This window comes from Microbacterium testaceum, assembly GCF_001476285.1.
Lineage (GTDB): Bacteria > Actinomycetota > Actinomycetes > Actinomycetales > Microbacteriaceae > Microbacterium > Microbacterium testaceum_B.
This window is the reverse complement of sequence record NZ_LDRU01000020.1, coordinates 22047-40045: the sequence shown is the minus strand read 5'-3', so window position 1 is coordinate 40045 and position 17999 is coordinate 22047. Positions and strand designations below refer to the sequence as shown.

At 69.4% G+C, this 17999-nt stretch carries 18 protein-coding genes and 2 tRNA genes; 3 read left to right on the top strand and 17 right to left on the bottom strand.

All coding sequences use genetic code 11. The features are described from left to right. Positions 1 to 16: 16 nt before the first annotated feature. Together NS283_RS04115 and NS283_RS04110 are read right to left on the bottom strand one after the other, a co-directional pair. The gene (locus NS283_RS04115; RefSeq protein ID WP_058595616.1) at positions 17 to 973 is read right to left on the bottom strand and encodes a methyltransferase family protein; all 957 of its coding nucleotides are present in this window, start codon (positions 971 to 973) and stop codon (positions 17 to 19) included. A gap of 30 nt (positions 974 to 1003) precedes the next feature. Then, positions 1004 to 1954, bottom strand: coding sequence for a LysR family transcriptional regulator (locus NS283_RS04110; RefSeq protein ID WP_058595615.1), 951 nt, complete (start codon positions 1952 to 1954; stop codon positions 1004 to 1006). Between the two features lie 103 nt (positions 1955 to 2057). On the opposite strand from NS283_RS04110, the gene NS283_RS04105 reads away from it, so the two are divergent. Next, positions 2058 to 3038, top strand: coding sequence for a putative oxygenase MesX (locus NS283_RS04105; RefSeq protein ID WP_058595614.1), 981 nt, complete (start codon positions 2058 to 2060; stop codon positions 3036 to 3038). Next, a complete protein-coding gene (locus tag NS283_RS04100; protein WP_058595613.1) occupies positions 3035 to 4078 on the top strand; it encodes a methionine synthase in 1044 nt (347 codons plus the stop codon). Before NS283_RS04105 ends, NS283_RS04100 begins: the two co-directional genes overlap by 4 nt. 122 nt (positions 4079 to 4200) lie before the next feature. Here NS283_RS04100 and NS283_RS04095 read toward each other — a convergent pair. Further along, positions 4201 to 4277, bottom strand: a tRNA-Ile gene (locus NS283_RS04095). A gap of 96 nt (positions 4278 to 4373) precedes the next feature. After that, the gene (locus tag NS283_RS04090) at positions 4374 to 5336 is read right to left on the bottom strand and encodes a DMT family transporter (protein ID WP_241492183.1); all 963 of its coding nucleotides are present in this window, start codon (positions 5334 to 5336) and stop codon (positions 4374 to 4376) included. Between the two features lie 41 nt (positions 5337 to 5377). Here NS283_RS04090 and def point away from each other — a divergent pair, with 41 nt between their 5' ends. Then, positions 5378 to 5944: a peptide deformylase gene (gene def / locus NS283_RS04085; RefSeq protein ID WP_081317250.1), complete on the top strand. Its 567-nt coding sequence runs from the start codon at positions 5378 to 5380 to the stop codon at positions 5942 to 5944. Between the two features lie 36 nt (positions 5945 to 5980). Here def and NS283_RS04080 read toward each other — a convergent pair whose 3' ends face one another. From NS283_RS04080 to NS283_RS18600, 13 genes are all read right to left on the bottom strand, one after another. Further along, positions 5981 to 7285 carry a glutathionylspermidine synthase family protein gene (locus tag NS283_RS04080; RefSeq protein WP_058595612.1) on the bottom strand — a complete coding sequence of 435 codons (1305 nt, stop codon included), beginning with the start codon at positions 7283 to 7285 and terminating at the stop codon, positions 5981 to 5983. After that, entirely contained in the window at positions 7285 to 7659 is a 375-nt protein-coding gene (locus tag NS283_RS04075) for a hypothetical protein (protein WP_058595611.1), read from the bottom strand. The genes NS283_RS04080 and NS283_RS04075 overlap by 1 nt, the downstream gene beginning before the upstream one ends. 70 nt (positions 7660 to 7729) lie before the next feature. Then, on the bottom strand, positions 7730 to 8668 hold the full coding sequence (glsA, locus tag NS283_RS04070; RefSeq protein ID WP_058595610.1) for a glutaminase A: 939 nt from the start codon (positions 8666 to 8668) through the stop codon (positions 7730 to 7732). A 128-nt stretch (positions 8669 to 8796) separates the two neighbouring features. Beyond that, positions 8797 to 8869: transfer RNA gene (locus tag NS283_RS04065), tRNA-Asn, on the bottom strand. A gap of 62 nt (positions 8870 to 8931) precedes the next feature. Continuing rightward, a complete protein-coding gene (locus NS283_RS04060; protein WP_058595609.1) occupies positions 8932 to 9705 on the bottom strand; it encodes an ATP-binding cassette domain-containing protein in 774 nt (257 codons plus the stop codon). 89 nt (positions 9706 to 9794) lie between these two features. Then, entirely contained in the window at positions 9795 to 11633 is a 1839-nt protein-coding gene (gene dnaG / locus NS283_RS04055; protein ID WP_058595608.1) for a DNA primase, read from the bottom strand. After that, positions 11633 to 12955 carry a deoxyguanosinetriphosphate triphosphohydrolase gene (locus NS283_RS04050; protein ID WP_241492182.1) on the bottom strand — a complete coding sequence of 441 codons (1323 nt, stop codon included), beginning with the start codon at positions 12953 to 12955 and terminating at the stop codon, positions 11633 to 11635. The genes dnaG and NS283_RS04050 overlap by 1 nt, the downstream gene beginning before the upstream one ends. 1 nt (position 12956) lies before the next feature. Further along, positions 12957 to 14123 carry a tRNA dihydrouridine synthase DusB gene (gene dusB, locus NS283_RS04045; RefSeq protein WP_058595606.1) on the bottom strand — a complete coding sequence of 389 codons (1167 nt, stop codon included), beginning with the start codon at positions 14121 to 14123 and terminating at the stop codon, positions 12957 to 12959. Between the two features lie 81 nt (positions 14124 to 14204). Further along, on the bottom strand, positions 14205 to 14888 hold the full coding sequence (locus NS283_RS04040) for a DsbA family oxidoreductase (RefSeq protein WP_058595605.1): 684 nt from the start codon (positions 14886 to 14888) through the stop codon (positions 14205 to 14207). Between the two features lie 46 nt (positions 14889 to 14934). Then, positions 14935 to 15741 carry an isoprenyl transferase gene (locus tag NS283_RS04035; protein WP_058595604.1) on the bottom strand — a complete coding sequence of 269 codons (807 nt, stop codon included), beginning with the start codon at positions 15739 to 15741 and terminating at the stop codon, positions 14935 to 14937. Continuing rightward, positions 15738 to 16466, bottom strand: a complete 729-nt coding sequence (gene recO / locus NS283_RS04030) for a DNA repair protein RecO (protein ID WP_058595603.1) — start codon at positions 16464 to 16466, stop codon at positions 15738 to 15740. Before recO ends, NS283_RS04035 begins: the two co-directional genes overlap by 4 nt. Before the next feature lie 47 nt (positions 16467 to 16513). After that, positions 16514 to 16894 (bottom strand): hypothetical protein, encoded by a 381-nt coding sequence (locus NS283_RS04025; RefSeq protein ID WP_153003277.1) that lies wholly within the window; start codon positions 16892 to 16894, stop codon positions 16514 to 16516. A 5-nt stretch (positions 16895 to 16899) separates the two neighbouring features. Beyond that, positions 16900 to 17766 carry a hypothetical protein gene (locus tag NS283_RS18600; RefSeq protein ID WP_058595601.1) on the bottom strand — a complete coding sequence of 289 codons (867 nt, stop codon included), beginning with the start codon at positions 17764 to 17766 and terminating at the stop codon, positions 16900 to 16902. Positions 17767 to 17999 lie beyond the last annotated feature (233 nt).

Here is a 17999-nt window from a genome sequence, read left to right as displayed (position 1 = left end):
CGCGAAGGCCCCGTTCTCACATGCGTGCGAGCGGGGCCTTCGCCGTGTGTCGGCGGCGACCGGGAATCCAGCAGCGCACCTCGTCGCGATATCGGCGGTAGTCGTCTCCGAAGCTCGCCTCGAGGTCGGCCTCCTCGTGCGGACGGATCGCGTAGTTCCAGACCAGGGACCCCGCCAGCGCGTAGACCACGACGAGCCACGACTGCAGGATGAGCCCGACACCGACGCCCTGAGCGATTCCCGCGAGAGCCATCGGATTGCGCACCCACCGGTAGGGACCGGCGATCACGAGACGATTCGGCATCGCGGACGGCAGCGGCGTTCCGTCGCCCTTCACCGTGATCGCGGCGGCCGACGCGAGGCCGAGGGCGCTGGCGGCGAGCACCACTGCGGCACCGACCAGGGTCACCCACGCGGGCACGGGGGCCGCGAGACCCCACCGCTTCTCGAGGACCCAGATCACGAGGGGGAATACGACGAGGAACAGCCCCCAGAACACGACGATCTGAGCGGTCGTGGCGACGACGTGGGCGATCGGCGTCCGGCGCGGGCGTGCTCGGCGAAAGGCGAACGGTCCGACGAGCAGCCAGTTCGTGGGAACGCGGCCGAGCCAGAGCAGGAACAGTGCGAGGACCGAGCACGTGGTGGCGGCGAACATCGCGACCACTCCCCACCCGGCCAGACCCGTGACGGTGGCGTACACGGCGAGGGCCGAGGTCACGAGCAGTGTCCACGCGGTCGCGACGAGAGCGGCGATGCGGCCCGCGCGACCCGGGAGGACCGCGAGCGCGGATGCCACGACGAACAGGGGGACGTCGAGCATCGCGACGAGCGCGGGGTCGAGGTCGCCGAGGGTCGCGGTGCGGACGAACGGAGCGGCGAAGACGAAGACCCACCATGCCGCGCCGGCGAGCGCCTGCGCGGCGAAGTACAGCCGGCCGAGGGCGATGGGGCGAGAAGCGGTGGTGTCCATCTCGACCGAGAGTATCTCGCGCGCTCCGCCCTACGCGGCGGGGTCGCTCAGGGCGACACCCGCCTCGACGACGACCGTCCGCACCTCGGCGAGGTAGCGCTGGGCCTGCTCGGTGAGGGGAATGGCCGTGCGACCGATCCAGCCGATCTCGATCTTCTCGTCGACGTCGAGGGGCACCGCGACGATCTCGGGGTCGAGGTCGTCGCTGATGATGCCCGTTGAGATCGTGTAGCCGTCGAGGCCGATCATGAGGTTGAAGATCGTGGCGCGATCCGAGACGCGGATCTCCTGGGCGCTCGAGAGCGTCGAGAGGATCTCCTCGGCGAAGTAGAACGAGTTGTTGGCGCCCTGGTCGAACGTCAGACGGGGCAGGGCCACGAGGTCGTCGAGGGTCGCCCGCTCACGCGACGCGAGCGGGTTCCGCCGCGACACGAAGATGTGTGGGTCGGCGACGAAGAGCGGGTGGAACGCCAGTCCCGAGTCGCGCAGCAGCTTGTCGATGACGTTGCGGTTGAAGTCGTTGCGGAACAGGATGCCGAGCTCGCTGCGCAGCGTCCGGACGTCTTCGATGATGTCCCAGGTCCGCGTCTCTCGGAGCGAGAACTCGTACTCGGCGGCATCCGTCGCTCGCACCATCCGCACGAAGGCGTCGACGACGAACGAGTAGTGCTGCGCCGACACGCCCAGGAGACGGCGCGACGGAGGCCGGCCCAGATAGCGCTGTTCGAGCAGCTCCGCCTGCTCGACGACCTGACGGGCGTACCCCAGGAACTCCACGCCGTCATTGGTGAGCGTGACTCCGCGGGCCGAGCGCGCGAGGAGGTCCCGCCCGACGCGACTCTCGAGGTCGCGCATCGCGGCCGACATCGTCGGCTGCGCAACGTAGAGCAGGTCGGCCGCCGCACTGATCGACCCTTCGGCGGTGACCTCGATGAAGTACTGGAGCTGCTGCAGCGTGATGCCGCTCGGACGACGGGCCATAGCTTGAGGCTATACCAACGCATAGTTGCGTGGAATTACCCGATGCCTGATCCGTGCGAGCACCATGAGGGAGCGGCATCCGACCCCTTCTGATTGGCACGTCATGACGAACGACATCACGTTCAGCATCACCACCACCCGTTTCGACGAGGACTATGCCCCGGCGGAGAACTCGCGCGTCACGACCAACTTCGCGAACCTCGCTCGCGGCGAGGGTCGCCGACAGAACCTGCGAAACGCCCTGTCGATGATGGATCGCCGACTCAACGAGCTGCTGTCCGCCGACGCCCGGTATCGCGTCGAGCTCGACATCGTGTCGGTGCAACTCGCGTTCGCCGACGGCGCCGACGACGAGGAGTTCCCCGTCATCGAAGTCCTCGACGTCCATATCGTCGACACCGAGACCGGCGAGCGCCACCAGGGCATCGTCGGCAACAACTTCTCGTCGTACCTGCGCGACTACGACTTCAGCGTGGTCCTCCCGGCCGCCAAGGCGGCTGCGGGCGCGTTCACGGTGCCCGACGACTTCGGCGACCTGCACGGCAAGCTCTTCCAGCACTTCCTCGACTCCTCGGCGTACCGCGAGCGGTTCCCGTCCTCGCCGGTGATCTGCATCAGCGTCTCGACCAGCCGCACGTACCACCGCACCGGCGTCGTGCACCCCGTGCTCGGCGTCGAGTACGAACAGGACGCGTTCTCGCTCACCGACGAGTACTTCGCGAAGATGGGCCTTCAGGTGCGGTACTTCATGCCGCGCGGCAGCGTCGCTCCCCTCGCGTTCTATTTCCGTGGTGACCTGCTCGCCGACTACACCGACCTGCAGTTGGCGGGCACGATCGCCACGATGGAGACCTTCCAGAAGATCTACCGTCCCGAGATCTACAACGCCGTCATCCCCGCCGGTGAGGTGTACCGCCCGACCCTCGACCAGCCCGACTTCGTGCGCACCGGCATCGACTACGACCGCGAGGAGCGCAGCCAGCTCGCCGTGGTGCAGGGACGCTACGCCGAGGAGCACTTCGTGAAGCCGCACCGCGCCGCTCTCGACGCATGGGCTGCGAACTTCGGGGCGGTGCTGCGATGACCTCGGCTCTTCTGCCCACCGCTCTCGTCGGCAGCCTCCCCAAGCCCGCGTGGCTCGCGCGGCCCGAGGTCCTCTGGGCGCCGTGGGAGCTCGACGGCGCCGAGCTCGTCGAGGGGAAGCACGACGCCCTCCGCGCCGCCGTCCACGAACAGGAGCGCCGCGGCATCGACATCGTCAGCGACGGCGAGCAGACGCGCCAGCACTTCGTGACGACGTTCATCGAGCACCTCGACGGCGTCGACTTCGAGAACCGCGAGACCGTCCGCATCCGGAATCGTTACGACGCGAGCGTTCCGACGGTCGTCGGAGCGGTCAGCCGGCGTCAGCCGGTGTTCGTTCAGGATGCCGCTTTCCTCCGCGCCCAGACCGACCGACCGATCAAATGGGCCCTTCCCGGACCCATGACGATGATCGACACGCTCTCCGACCGTCACTACCGCAGCCGCGAGAAGCTCGCGTGGGAGTTTGCGGCGATCCTCAACCAGGAGGCGCGTGAGCTCGAAGCAGCGGGGGTCGACATCATCCAGTTCGACGAGCCGGCCTTCAACGTGTTCTTCGACGAGATGAAGGACTGGGGCGTCGCGGCCCTCGAACGCGCCGCCGAAGGGCTGCGCGCCGAGACCGTCGTGCACATCTGCTACGGCTACGGCATCAAGGCGAACAACGACTGGAAGGCGACGCTCGGCTCCGAATGGCGCCAGTACGAGGAGTCGTTCCCCCTCCTGCAGCGATCCACGATCGACGCTGTCTCGCTCGAGAGCCACCACTCCCACGTGCCGATCGACCTCATCGAGTTGATCCGCGGCAAGAAGGTCATGCTCGGCGCCATCGACGTCTCCACCGAGACGATCGAGACGCCCGAAGAGGTCGCCGAGACGCTGCGTCGAGCCTTGCAGTTCGTCGACGCCGACAAGCTCATCCCCTCGACCAACTGCGGTATGGCTCCGCTCCCGCGTCGCGTGGCGCTCGAGAAGATGAGCGCACTGTCGGCGGGTGCCGCGCTCGTGCGCGACGAGGTGTCGGCGCCGGCGCTGGTCTGACGCGCGACGGCAGGTGACGGCGGGAGGGCCGGGGACGAGAGGCGGAGGGATGCCGGGTCCCCGGCCCTCCGGTCTTCCCGGGCCCTCCGCTCGTCACGTCGGCGACCCCTGCGTGAGGGGAATGGTAGGGCGGGTGGGACTTGAACCCACGATCGTCGGGTTATGAGCCCGCTGCCTTGACCAGCTTGGCCACCGCCCCCAGCGACGACGAGCCTACCGGCATCCGTTGCTTCTCGCCGACGAGTCGGTGCGGTCGATCCTCGAAACCTGCACCCACCGGAGACAGGTGCCGGGGTCAGTGGACGCGCGGCTGCTTCGGCTTGCCGTCGGCGGTCACCTGCGGGTGATGCTTGGTCAGCTGGATCACGCCCCACGTGGCGATCGCACCGGCGATGACGAAGCCGATGAGGGCCCACGCGGGGGCCGTCGAGGCCTCGCCGAGCACGAGCAGGCCGATGAGCACGGCCACGATCGGGTCGATCACGGTGAGGCCCGCGATCACGAGGTCGGGCGGCCCGACCGAGTACGCCGTCTGCACGAAGTACGCGCCGACCGCGACCGCGGCGAGCAGAGCGACCAGGCACAGGAGGGTCAGCCACTCGAAGTCGCCGGCCTGCGCGCGGCTGATGACGACTTTCGCGAGGGTGGCGACGAAGCCGTAGATCACGCCCGCGGCCATGATGTAGAACAGCGCCTGCGCCTTGCGGCGGACGAGGATCCAGAAGACGCCGAAGACGATCACGACCACGGCCAGGATGCCGAGGATGATGAGCAGTTCGCGCTCGGTGACCACGTGCTCGGTCGCGAAGAACGCGGCGATCGTCACGAAGATGAAGATGCCGCCGACGCACGCGGCGATCGCGATGAGCGATTGACGGGTCGGCTTGTGGCGGGTGACACGCGCATTCAGCACCGTCGTGATGACGAGCGCGATCGCCCCGAGCGGTTGAACCAGGATCAGGGGCGCGACCGAGAGGGCCGCGAGCTGGCACACGATCGCCAGACCGAGCATGACCGTGCCCGCCACCCAGGACGGACGCGTGAGGAGCGAGGTCAGCTGCTTGCGCGAGAGTCCCCCGGTGGTCTTTCCCGAGAGGCGCTCGACCTTCTGCACTCCGCGGTGCTGGTACTGCGCCCCGAACGACATGAACACCGCCCCGAGAAGGGCCAGGGGGATGCCGAGGAGGATGCGGGGGTCGCGGAAGACACCGACGAGTTGGTCGATTCCGTCGCTGAGGGAGACATCGAGCGGGATCACCCTCCGACGATAGCCGCCGCCTCCGCGATTAGGCTGGTGACGTGGCCGTTCTCCCGATTCGCATCATGGGTGATCCCGTGCTGCACGCTCCCGCCGCCCGCGTCGACGAGATCACCGAAGAGGTGCGCACCCTCGTCGCCGACATGTTCGAGACGATGGATGCCGCCCCCGGCGTCGGTCTCGCCGCACCCCAGGTGGGAGTGGGCCTGCGCATCTTCACGTACACCTACGAAGACGACGAGGGCCTGCCGTGGCGGGGCGTCGTGATCAACCCGGAGCTGTGGATCCGTCCGCTCGAGCCGGGGTATCCCGATCCCGACGACGAATCTGAGGGGTGCCTGTCGTTCCCCGGTGAGCGCTTCCCCCTCCGCCGCTCCGACGCCGCGCTGCTCACGGGCGTCGACCTCGACGGGCAGCCCGTGCGCATCGAGGTCACCGGTTGGCGTGCGCGCATCCTCCAGCACGAGTTCGATCACCTCGACGGCATCCTGTACGTCGATCGCCTCGACGACGAGGACAGCCGGGTCGTCGCCAAGATCGCCAAAAAGCGCAAGTGGGGCAAGCCCGGCGCGTCGTGGATGCCCGGGGTCGACGACATCGACGCGTAAGGCGTCGGCGCGTGAGGCGTCGGCCTGTGAGGGCTGTCAGGCCTCGATGATGTTCGGTGCGAACCGGCAGTAGTAGTCGGTGATCGGCCCGTCGGATTCGCGGATGCCGACCCCGAACGCCTCGTCGCTCACGACCCACGACCCGAGCACGGGGTGGTTACTCCCGTTCGACCCGGGGAAGTCGGGCAGCTCGTGGTACTGCTGCCACACGCGCTCGCGCCCGGTCCCTTCGCGGCGGTACTCCTGCCCGTTCGTGACCACGCTGCCGTCGGCGCGGTGGACCCGGATGCCATCGCCCTCGCGGCCGAAGACGGGTTTGACGACGTAGTCGGTCATGCCGTTCGGGCCGTCGGCGTACGCCGGCAGCAGGTTCGGGTGATCGGGGTAGAGGCGCCACAGAGCGACGAGCAGCAGCTTGTTCGAGAGGAACATCTTCCACGCGGGCTCGAACCAGCGTCCGAACAGCCCTCGTCCGGCGATGAGCAGCGCTCCGAACTCCTGGTCGCCGACGACGCGGTCGTCGCCCGAGACCACGTCCTCCCACGGGTAGAGCTTGAAGAGGTTGCGGATCACCGGGTACTGCGTGCCCGGAGCGTCGCCGGGCAGCGCGTTGACGCTGCGCGACGAGCCCCACGGTTCCGGCACGCCCACGAACTGGCGCGCGCCGTGGTGCCATCCGATGTCTTTCATCTCGATACCGGTGTGCTCCCAGCCGGCCTCACCCGCGAGGTCGCGCATGTAGGCGACGGTGTCCCAGTCCTCGCCGTAGATGTCGGCATCCGAGTGCGCGACGAACAGGCGCCCGCCCTCTCCCTCGCTGAGCGATCGGTGCAGCAGAACGCGCCAACGCTCGACGAGTGCCTCGTGAAGCCCGTTCCACTGGTCGGTGTCGGCGGGCAGGGCACCGCTCTTGATGCGATCCTGCAGCCAGAACCACTGCGTCAGCGACGCTTCGATCAGCCCGGTGGGGGTGTCGGCGTTGTACTCGAGCATCTTCGCCGGAGAGCCGTCTCCCGCGTACGCGAGGTCGAATCGCGCGTACACGTCGGGCTCGTCCTGCTCGAGCGACCACTGCGCGAACTCGAAGGCTTCCGGGGTGAGCCCCAGGTGCCCCATCTCTCCGGATGCCATGTACCGGGCGGCCTCGCGGCTCATGCGGTGCAGCTCTTCGGTCTGCTTCTCGAGCGCTTCGACCTCGGGGAGGGTGAACACGTACGCCGCGCCGTCGTTCCAGTACTCGACGGCGGACCCGTCATCGCGCAGCGATCTCGAGTAGATCAGGCCGGACTGCTTGATGGTGCGCTCCCAGTCGGGCCGCGGCGCCAGTTCGATACGGCGCATCAGCCGCCGTGGCTTCCGTCGGATCCCGATCCGCCGAACCCGCCGCGCGAGACGCTGGCGCCGTCGCCGGAGATGCCCTTCGCCGCGGTTTTCCCGGACGGCAGCGCGTCGGTGCCCCCGGTCGCGGGTTGCCCGACGGCGGGCACGTTCCGTCCGCTGGAGCCCAGTGGCAGGTAGTACCAGTGGGCCGTTCCGCCGTGGTTGTTGCAGTCGTCGTCGGGGAGGCGCTTCTCTGTCGCGTTGTCGCGGCAGATCTGGGCGTAGTCCTCCGAGACGTTGGTGCCCTGACCGCACCCGGTCAGAGATGCGGCGAGGGCCGCGACGACCCCGATCGTCACGCTGCGGGACGCGCGGCGGCGTGCGGTGGGCGGCATCGGAACTCCTTCGTGGACGCCACGGAGCCGCGTCCTCGCCGATGCTCTCACACCCGCGACGACCCGAGGGTCAGCCGTGGCGGGTTGCGAAGGAGTGCAGATCGAGTTCTTCGCTGAGCACCTCGCTCGCGCGGTGTCCGCGCACGCTCGTGCCTTGAGCGTCGAGGGGCGGGCTGACGGTGGCCGCACCGAGGCGGCCGGGTGCCGACAGGACGATCGCCCCCGACACGCTGGACTTCGCCGGGATGCCGACGGCTCGCATCCATCGACCGGAACCGTCGTAGACACCGCACGTCGCCATCACCGAGACGACGTCGCGTGCGACCCGCTCGGGGATGACGCGGTCGCCGGTGCACGGATTGACGCCGCCGAGCGCGAGCGTGGCGCCCATGACCGCCAGGGTCGCGGCATCCACGAGGGTCGCGCACGCGCGAGCGTAGACCGCGACGGCGTCGTCGGCGGACACCGCGAGCGTGCCCTCCGCACGCATGAGGTGCGCGAGGGCGTGGTTGCGATCGCCGAGCAGGTGCTCGTTGTGCGCGACGTCCTCGTCGACGTCGAGCTCACGGCCCGCGAAGGCGGCGAGTCCGCGCGCGATGCGGCCGGCGCGCTCGTCGGGATCGCCGCCCTCGACGAGGGACGCGGTCAGCAGCGCGCCCGCGTTCACCATCGGGTTCGGGGGTCGACCGGTTCCGCTCTCGAGTTTGATCGCGTCGAAGGACTCCCCCGTCGGTTCGATGCCGACCCGGTCGAGGGCGTCGCCGTCGGTGTCTGCCAGGGCCAGAGCGAAGAGGAACGGCTTCACCGCGGATTGGATGCTGAACGGCACGTCAGCGTCGCGACTGCGTCGCACGGTGCCGTCCGGAAGGGCGATGGCGAGCGCGCAGAGGTCGGGATCGGCGGCCGCGAGTTGGGGGATGCTGTCGTCCACGTCTCCCCCGCGCTCGGGGAGAAGCCGTGTTCGCAGTGCGTCGAGGTCGTAGCGGGCGGGGTCGGGTGCGGGGGTCACTCCCCCAGCCTCGCAGGCATCCCCGCCCCGCGGGTCGCGTGTGAGCCGCGGGGCGGACAAAAGGTAAGGCCCGGGGTGGAAGCCCGGGCCTAGGGTGAGAGCCACGCTAGATGGGCGTGGGTCTCTCGCTCCCCGGCTTGGACTCGAACCAAGAACCTATCGGTTAACAGCCGATTGCTCTGCCAATTGAGCTACCGAGGAATATGCGCGCCTTGCGGCGGGCAACCACACGATACTAACAGCACCGCGGGGTAGTCGAAAAATCAGGCCGTCGAAACGCGTCGGTCGGGCGCGCCGCCCGGGGTCCACTGCAGCTCGTCCGAGCCATGACCGAAAGCGACGGCGTGCCCGCCGTGCAGAACCAGGACGTCGGCATCGAGGTCGGTGGGCGCATCGGCATCGTTCGTCACGACGAGCGACGCCATGCCGCGCTCGTCGCGTCGGCGCACGATCGACGCGCGAGCGGCCGCGCGCACCTCGACGTCGAGGTTGGCGTAGAGGTCGTCGGCCACGAAGAGGCGTGGCTCGAGGACGAACGCCCGGGCCAGGGCCACGCGCTGACGCATGCCCGCGCTGAGCTCGTAGGGATACTTCGGTGCCGTGCCGAGCGGGAGCTCCATCTCGTCGAGGAGCGTGGCGACGCGCACAGCGAGCGCGCGGCTGTTGACGCGCCGGTCGCGGCTCGTGATCGGCTCGGCGATGACATCTTGCACGGTCAAGCGCGAGGGCAACGACGCGCCGGCACCCTGCGGCAGGTAGCCGGTGTGGAAGGTCCACTCGCGGTGCGCGCGACCCGGACGCCGGGCCGAGATGCCGTGGACGAACGCCTCTCCCCCGACGACGCTGAGCCCTTCGTCGGGGCGGCCCGCGAGCATCGACACGAGAGAGGTCTTGCCGGATCCCGTCGCGCCTCGCACGACGAGCGTCTGCGCGAAGGGCAGCTTCAGAGTGATGCCGTCGATCACCCGGGTGCCCCCACGGGCGAGCGAGAGATCGTCGGCGCGGATGGCGACGTCGGTGTCGAGAGTCCGGGGCATTCCCTCATCCTCCCTGAAGAGACGCGCGGGCGCAGCGGGCTTCCCTCCCGACACGCCGGTGCGGTAGCGCGTGCCGTCGGAGGGGACGGTCAGGACGCGATGAGCCGCTGGCGGTCCGCTTCCAGATCGCGCAGCCTCATCCCGAGGCGCCGACCTTCGTCGGTGTCGGCGGGCACGCGCTGCACCTCGCGGACGAGTTCGGCTTTCTCGCGCTCGATCTCGCGGACGAGAAGTCGACGCGAGAGGTCGTTGGCCGCGACGACCGCGCCTTCCTCGGTGCGAGCGGGGAACTCGGCCGTCAGCAGTTCGGCGGCGAGCGAGCGGAACGGCTCGCGAACCGACTCGACCGCCGTCACGGCCCAGCCGGGTTGCGACAGATCGGTGGATGCCAGGGCGCTGCGCACGGCCTCGAGGGCGGGGTGGCCGAACGGCGTCTGCAGGGCACGGAGGAACAGCTCGGGCTCGATCCGGTGCCCGTACTGCAGGAATGCCATCATCGCGCCGCGCTCCAGGGCGACGTCACGGGTGTTGGGGAGCGAGGCGAGGGTGACCGAGATCGCCACGGGCGCCGGTTCCTGCCCCCTCGGCGCCTCGCGCTTCTCAGCCCGATCGGCGCCGCGCGCCGCTCGCTCGACCGCTGCCTGGACCTCGGGCATGTCGAGACCGAGGCGGCGGGCGAGCACCCGGACGTACCCGGGGCGCAGCGCGGGATCGCGGATGTCGGCGACGATCGGGGCGGCGGCGCGAAGCGCTCCCGCGCGCCCTTCGACGCTCCCGAGGTCGAAGTCCTTCAGTCGCTGGTCGATGACGAACTCGAACATCGGTGCTTTGGTATCCATGAGGGCTCGCACGGCGCCGTCCCCGCGCTGGAGGCGCAGATCGCACGGGTCGAGACCCTCGGGAGCCACGGCGACGTACGTCTGGGCCGCGAAGCGCTTCTCGTCGGCGAAGGCGCGGAGCGCCGCCTTCTGGCCGGCGGCATCCGGATCGAAGGTGAAGACCACCTCGCCCGACGAGCTGTCGTCGCCCATCACGCGGCGGAGCACGGTGATGTGGTCGCTGCCGAAGGCGGTGCCGCACGACGCGATGGCGGTCGTGACGCCCGCGAGGTGGCACGCCATGACGTCGGTGTACCCCTCGACCACGACGACCCTGTGCGAGCGCGAGATGTCGCGCTTCGCGAGGTCGAGACCGTACAACACCTGCGCCTTCTTGTAGATCGGCGTCTCGGGGGTGTTGAGGTACTTCGGTCCCTGGTCGTCGTCGTAGAGCTTGCGCGCGCCGAAGCCGATGACCTGACCGGTCACATCGCGGATGGGCCACACGAGCCGACCGCGGAACCGGTCGTAGACCCCGCGCTGTCCCTGCGACACGAGCCCCGCCTGGAGCAGCTCGTCGCGCGTGAACTTCTGTGCGAGGAGGTGGTCCATGAGGTGCGACCAGCCCTTGGGCGCGTAACCGACGCCGAAGTGCGCGGCGGCGCCGGCATCGAACCCGCGGTCGCCGAGAAAGCGTCGGCCCGTCTCGGCCTCGGGTGTCATGAGCTGCGCGCGGAAGAACTCGGCAGCCGCAGCGTTGGCGGCGTAGAGGCGCGAGCGCCCGGTCGTCTCGGGGGCGGGCCCGCCGTCTTCGTAGTGCAGTGTGTAGCCCACGCGCGCGGCCATCCGCTCGACGGCCTCGGTGAACGAGACGTGGTCCATGGCGCGCAGGAACGAGTAGACGTCTCCTGACTCGCCGCACCCGAAGCAGTGGTAGTAGCCGACCTGCGGCCGCACGTGGAAACTCGGACTGCGCTCGTCGTGGAAGGGACACAGCCCTTTCATCGAGCCAACGCCCGCCGACTTCAGCGCGACGCGCTCACCGACGACGTCGGCGATGTTGACCCGCGCCTTGACCTCGTCGATGTCGGACTGGCGGATACGGGCCATCAGGCATCCGCCCCGCGGGGTGCACGGGATCCGGGGGCCCAGACGCCGAGCTCGGCGGCATCCACTTCTCCCACCAGACGGTTGTGCCAGGCGATCGCGAGCTGGTCGGTCAGGCTCGCGACCTGATCGACGACGACCCGGCGGCGGGCGGTGTCGTCCGGCGCCGCGGCGAAGTCGGGTGCGTGGAGGGCGTCGAGCGCTCCCGGGTTCTCCCAGAGGGCGGATGCCAAGCGCTTGAGCACGTTCCGCTGCTCGCGGTAGAGAACCTTGCGGCCGTCGATCGAGACGACCGTCGCGCCGATGATGCCCTTGAGCACGGCCATCTCCGTCTCGACCTCGGCGGGCACGATGACGCGCGCGCGGTAGCGCGTCAGCTCGTCGGCCGGGTAGGCCTCGCGTGTGGCCGACGTCGCGGCGCGCGCGAAGCGTCCGATGAGGTCGGAGGTGAGGTTCTTCAGCCGCGCGAGCGCGGGGCGCGTGCCGTCGAAGGAGTGGATCCACTCGGGCATGGCCATGAGCCGATCGAGCCCCTGCGCGAGGTCGTCGCGCACGAAGTCGTACCCGACCCAGCGCTGGATCGCGTCGAGCAGCCCCTCGCGACCGACCCGGGATGCCAGGCGGGCGGGGTCGACGTACCGGTTGACGACGGCGTCTTCGAAATCGTGCACCGAGTACGCGATGTCGTCGGAGAGATCCATGACCTCTGCCTCGATGCAGCGCTGTCGGGCGGGGGCTCCCCCGCGCATCCAGTGGAAGACCGGCTCATCGTCGGGGTAGACGCCGAACTTGAGACGCCCGCCCGGGTCGGGGACGGGCTCGTCGACCGTCCACGGGTATTTGCAGGTGGCGTCGAGGCTGGCGCGCGTCAGGTTGAGTCCGAACGGCTCACCGTCGGTGCCGAACACCTTCGGCTCGAGACGCGTGAGGATGCGCAGCGTCTGCGCATTGCCCTCGAAGCCGCCGATGTCGGACGCCCAGTCGTTCAGCGCCCGCTCGCCGTTGTGGCCGAACGGGGGGTGACCGAGGTCGTGGCTGAGGCAGGCCGTGTCGACGACGTCGGGTGAGAGCTGCAGCGCGGTGGCGAGTTCGCGGCCCACTTGCGCGACCTCGAGCGAGTGCGTGAGGCGATTACGGGCGAAGTCGGCCGGGCTTGCGGGGCTCAGCACCTGCGTCTTCGCCGCGAGACGCCGGAGCGCGGCGGAGTGCAGCACGCGGGCGCGATCGCGCGCGAAGTCGTCGCGCTGCGAGCGGTGCTTCTCTTCGTGGAACCGGGCGGCATCGGCATCCGCGTACCCGAGGGGGCGGGCGGAGGACACCGTCACCTCAGCCGCCACTGTGGTGCAGCTCCGCTTCGGCGAGTTCGCGGCCGGCGGCGTCGCCGATCTCGCGCGAGTCCAGCCAGCCGTCGGGCAGCGCGGGACGCTTCGGCGTGCCCGCACGACCGCGCTGACCCTCGGCCGCTGCTCCCGGGTAGGGGGCGTCGAGCTCCATGGTCGCGAGCAGCTCGTCGATCTCGTCGAGGGTCGACGCGGTCGCAAGGCTCGCGCGCAGCTCACCGCCGACCGGGTATCCCTTGAAGTACCAGGCGACGTGCTTGCGGATGTCTCGGCATCCGCGGCCCTCGTCGTCGAAGAACTCGACGAGCAGTTCGGCGTGACGGCGGAAGGCTTTCGCGACGAAGCCGAGCGTGGCGTCGACCGGTTCGCCGTGGGCGGCGCCCGGCTGGCCCAGCGCTCGGGCGAGGTCGCCGAAGAGCCACGGGCGTCCGAGGCATCCGCGACCGACCACGACGCCGTCGCAGCCGGTCTCGGCCATCATGCGCGCGGCGTCGTCGGCCGACCAGATGTCTCCGTTGCCGAGGACCGGCACACTCGTGACGGTCTCTTTCAGCTTCGTGATCGCCGACCAGTCGGCGTGGCCCGAGTAGAACTCGCTCGCGGTGCGCGCGTGCAGGGCGATGGATGCCACGCCCGCTCCCTCGGCGATGCGCCCGGCCTCGAGGTAGGTCAGGTGATCGGCGTCGATGCCCTTGCGCATCTTGACCGTGAGGGGCTTGTCGCCCGCCGCACGGACCGCGCGCTCGACGATCTCGCGGAACAGCGAGGTCTTCCACGGCAGAGCGGCGCCGCCGCCGCGACGGGTGACCTTCGGGACGGGGCAGCCGAAGTTCAGGTCGATGTGATCGGCGTGGTCTTCGTCGACGATCATGCGCACGGCCGCCTCGACGGTAGCCGGATCGACGCCGTACAGCTGGATCGAGCGCGGAGTCTCGGACTCGTGATGGCGGATCAGCCGCATGGTCGTGTCGTTGCGCTCGACGAGGGCGCGCGTCGTGATCATCTCGCTCACGTACAGCCCGGCACCGTACTCGCGACACAGGCGACGGAACGCCGTGTTCGTGATGCCGGCCATCGGAGCGAGGACGACGGGGGCGTCGAGCTCGATGTTGCCGATGCGGAGCGTCCGCGCCGGAGCCAATGCCGTGTTCACTGTCTCATTCTCCCAGACGTCGTGCGACAGCGGTGCCCGCTCCGGCCGGAGCCGGGTGCGGACACCGCTGTGGAGGAAAAGTCAGGCGTCGGCGGTCGCGGATGCCTCGCGGCGCTCGCCCCACACCTGACGGGCGATCTGGCTGAACGCCTCGACCGGCTGCGCTCCACTCACCCCGTATTTGCCGTCGATCACGAAGAACGGCACGCCCGTGATCCCGAACTGCTGCGCCTGCTCCTGGTCGGCACGGACCGCGGCACGGTAGCGCTGCGATGCGAGCGCCTCGCGGGCGGCATCCTCGTCGAGACCGACCTCCACCGCCAGAGCGACGAGGTCGTCGTCGCGACCCACGTGCTTGCCCTCGAGGAAGTACGCCGACATGAGGACCTCGGCCAGCTCCAGCTGCTTGCCGTTCTCCTTCGCGAAGTGCAGCAGCTCGTGCGCCTTGACGGTGTTGGTGTGCTGGAGGATGTCGAAGCGGTATGCCAGTCCCGCCTCGGCGGCGACGCCGGTGACGCGATCGAGCATCTCGCGTGCCTGGTCGGGAGAGATGCCCTTGTGCTGCGAGAGGTAGTCGACCTCGCCGCCGTGGAAGTCCTCGGGCGTGTCGGGCGAGAGCTCGAATGAGTGGTACTCGATCTCGACGACCGGGGCGTCGTCATCGTCGGCCGTGGCGGCCAGGCCGTTCTCGAGGTTCCGCTTGCCGATGTAGCACCAGGGGCAGGCGATGTCGCTCCACACGTCGATCTTGATGGCATCCGTCATATCGGGGAGAACCCTTCTGGTGAGCGATCTATTCCGATCGCGGTATTCATTTCCCGGTGGGGGTGTCGATCGCGCCGCCGAACCGTCGGTCGCGCGAGAGGTAGAGCCCGATGGCTTCCCACAGGTGCGTGCGACGGAAGTCGGGCCACAGCGTGTCGAGGAAGACCATCTCGGCGTACGCCGACTCCCAGAGCAGGAAGTTCGAGGTGCGCTGCTCGCCGCTGGAGCGGACGAAGAGGTCGACGTCGGGCATGTCGGGTTGGTAGAGGTTCTTGCGGATCAGCTTCTCGGTCACCGCCGACGGCTTGAGCCTGCCTGCGGCGATGTCGTCGCCGATGCGGCGCATGGCATCCACGATCTCCACGCGTCCGCCGTAGTTGACGCACATCGTCAGGGTCAGCACGTCGTTGCCCTCGGTGAGCCGTTCGGCGTGTTGCAGCTCCTTGATGACCGAGCCCCACAGGCGCGGCTTGCGCCCCGACCAGCGGATGCGCACGCCCCACTCGTTGAGCTGATCGCGGCGACGGTGCAGCACCTCGCGGTTGAACCCCATGAGGAAGCGCACCTCGTCGGGCGAGCGCGACCAGTTCTCGGTTGAGAACGCGTAGACCGACAGGTGCTTGACCCCGGCCTGGATGGCGCCCGCGACCACATCGAGCAGAGCGGCCTCGCCGGCGCGGTGCCCTTCGACGCGCGTGAGCCCCTGACGGTTGGCCCAGCGGCCGTTCCCGTCCATGACGATCGCGACGTGTTCGGGAACCGACCCCTTCGGGTACGCGGGCGGGTACTCCCCCGTCCAGTCGAGGGGGCGGTACGGCACGGCATCGCGGTGCGTGAACGGCTTGGGCGTCATCGGTGCGTCTCCAGGTGCGAGAGGGAACGGATGCCACGCTCCAGATGGAACTGCGCGTACGCGGCCACGAGACCCGAGGCCGCCGAGATCGTGCGGCCCGGGGCGGCGTCGATGGTCTCCCACTCCCCCGCCATGAGGGCGCGGAGCATGTCGACCGTCTCACGCGCGACCCGGGGCGAGCCCGCGGGAGCGCACGTCGAACAGACCACGCCGCCGAGCTGGGCGAGGAAGTACGGGTGATCGCCGACCGTGCCGCAGCGCGCGCACTCGGTCAGCCCCGGCGCCCAGCCCGAGAGGGCCATCGCGCGCAGAAGGTAGGAGTCGAGGACGCTGCGCTCCGAGTGATCCCCCCGCGCGAGCGAACGCAGACCACCCACGAGCAGCAGGTACTGCTGAGGGGTGGCTTCGGCCTCGTTCAGTCGGTCGGCGGTCTCGACCATCGCGCTGGCGGTGGTGTACCGGTCGTAGTTGACGACGATGTCGGCTCCGTACGAGCCGAGCGACTCGGCCTGCTGCACGATGTCGAAGTTGCGCCCCTTGAACAGCTGCACGTCGGCGACCATGAAGGGCTCGAGGCGCGACCCGAACTTCGACGAGGTGCGGCGCACGCCCTTCGCGACCGCGCGGATCTTGCCGTTGCGGCGGCTGAGGAGGGTGAGGATGCGGTCCGCCTCCCCGAGCTTGTGGGTACGCAGGACCACGACTTCGTCGCGGTAGGTGGGCACAGTCCATTATCGGACCCGGATGCCGAGAGGCGGCGGTGCGCCGCGCCTCAGGTCGCGGGCGTCAGGGTGACGAGGACGCTGCTCGCCTCGCCGGGGACGTCGACGGACACGGTCGCGAGGTGGGCGCCGGCGGTGGGCAGTGGCATCCGTTCGATCTCTCCGGACAGGAAGGACCCGAACGCGACGACGCCGTCGGAGAGGAGAAGCGTTGCGGTGAGGACCTCGGCGAAACCGTCGACGGGCGCTGCGTCGATGCGGACGCGGAGCGTGACCTCTCCCGCCAGGTCGTCTCGGGTGGCGATCAGGATTGCCGTCGTCGTCGCCACGGCCGGTTCGTCGCCGGTCTCCCACTCCGGGAACTCGGCCGCGCCCGGGGAGAAGATCGCGACTTGCGCGTTGAGCGGGGTGACGCGGAGCTGTCGGTCCATGTCGGTCATCTTTCCGCAGGCGCGTCACCGAGGAAGGCGACGGTCTCGTCGAGGCCCATCGCTCGCCCGACGGTGAGGAGCCGGCCGCGCTGCACGACGTCGAGAGGTGCGTTCGCGTCGAGGAGTCTGTCGCAGAGCAGGTCGAGCGCGATTCCGGGCTCCGCGTGGTCGACCAGGTCGGTGACGTCGCGCAGCACCGCCGGATCCAGGATGCCGCCGAGGTCCACGCGGAGGGACGTGATCTCCGCGCTCGCCCATCGCGCGATTCCCGGCGCGTGGGCGTTCGTCTCGTCCGCAGACCCGAGGAGGCGGAGCTGTCCCACCACTTGCGGGCATTCGTAGACGCGCAGGTGAGCGCCGGCGACCACCGCTTCGGAGCCCGGTGAGACGGGGACGAGCACGCCGACCGTGGAGGGTGTCCACCGCATTGCCGAGGGCACGTGGGCAAGGTGGACGCGGATGCTGAATGCGTCGCGTTCCGACGCGCCGGCCGCGAGAACGGTGGCCGTCGGGAAGTAGTCCTCTCCTGTCGGGGGACCCGACCGCCGGCCGCCCGCGGTCGGCGGATGGAAGATGATCTCGCCGGCGAGGTCTGTCATCGGCGCTTCTTCTCGGTGGGTGCTGAGGCGGCGGAGACGCTCGTTCGTCGTGAGGCCGTCGGATGGTACGGCGCGGTCCGTCCACGTCCCGCCGCGCTGCACCCATTCCGATCGGAATCGGTCGACGGAGGTCGGCAGGGAGTCCTGGTAGCCCCACTCGACGCCGCAGCAGGGACAGTACTCATAGGTCGGGCAGCACCCATCGAGCCCCCACGGGGGATCGTCGGAGAAGTACCCGCAGACGCGGCACAGGTGCGCGGAAGAGACGGTCATCCGGGCAGCTCCCGAGCCGAGACGAGGCCGAGCGCAGGTCGGTCTGTCCGGCCGCCGGTCAACGCGTTCGCGAACGAGATACGGCCGTACGTGACGGAGTGCGCTGGGACCGCTCCTTCTCGGTCGATGGCGACCGGCGAACGCCCGCGGACACCGCAATCGTGACGACGATCATGGCGATGAAGGCGATCCCGACGCTCACGAGGGTGGGGGAAAAGTCGATCGGTCATCCT

Bases quoted from the DNA above. Each gene is read 5' to 3' on its own strand.
- NS283_RS04060 (WP_058595609.1), bottom strand. From the start codon at position 9,705: ATGCCCCGGACTCTCGACACCGACGTCGCCATCCGCGCCGACGATCTC.
- NS283_RS04025 (WP_153003277.1), bottom strand. From the start codon at position 16,894: ATGGACCGACAGCTCCGCGTCACCCCGCTCAACGCGCAAGTCGCGATC.
- NS283_RS04035 (WP_058595604.1), bottom strand. From the start codon at position 15,741: ATGACGCCCAAGCCGTTCACGCACCGCGATGCCGTGCCGTACCGCCCC.
- NS283_RS04115 (WP_058595616.1), bottom strand. From the start codon at position 973: ATGGACACCACCGCTTCTCGCCCCATCGCCCTCGGCCGGCTGTACTTC.
- NS283_RS04080 (WP_058595612.1), bottom strand. From the start codon at position 7,285: ATGCGCCGTATCGAACTGGCGCCGCGGCCCGACTGGGAGCGCACCATC.
- NS283_RS04110 (WP_058595615.1), bottom strand. From the start codon at position 1,954: ATGGCCCGTCGTCCGAGCGGCATCACGCTGCAGCAGCTCCAGTACTTC.
- NS283_RS04075 (WP_058595611.1), bottom strand. From the start codon at position 7,659: ATGCCGCCCACCGCACGCCGCCGCGCGTCCCGCAGCGTGACGATCGGG.
- dnaG (WP_058595608.1), bottom strand. From the start codon at position 11,633: ATGGCCCGTATCCGCCAGTCCGACATCGACGAGGTCAAGGCGCGGGTC.
- NS283_RS04040 (WP_058595605.1), bottom strand. From the start codon at position 14,888: ATGACGGATGCCATCAAGATCGACGTGTGGAGCGACATCGCCTGCCCC.
- NS283_RS04105 (WP_058595614.1), top strand. From the start codon at position 2,058: ATGACGAACGACATCACGTTCAGCATCACCACCACCCGTTTCGACGAG.
- NS283_RS18600 (WP_058595601.1), bottom strand. From the start codon at position 17,766: ATGACCGTCTCTTCCGCGCACCTGTGCCGCGTCTGCGGGTACTTCTCC.
- NS283_RS04100 (WP_058595613.1), top strand. From the start codon at position 3,035: ATGACCTCGGCTCTTCTGCCCACCGCTCTCGTCGGCAGCCTCCCCAAG.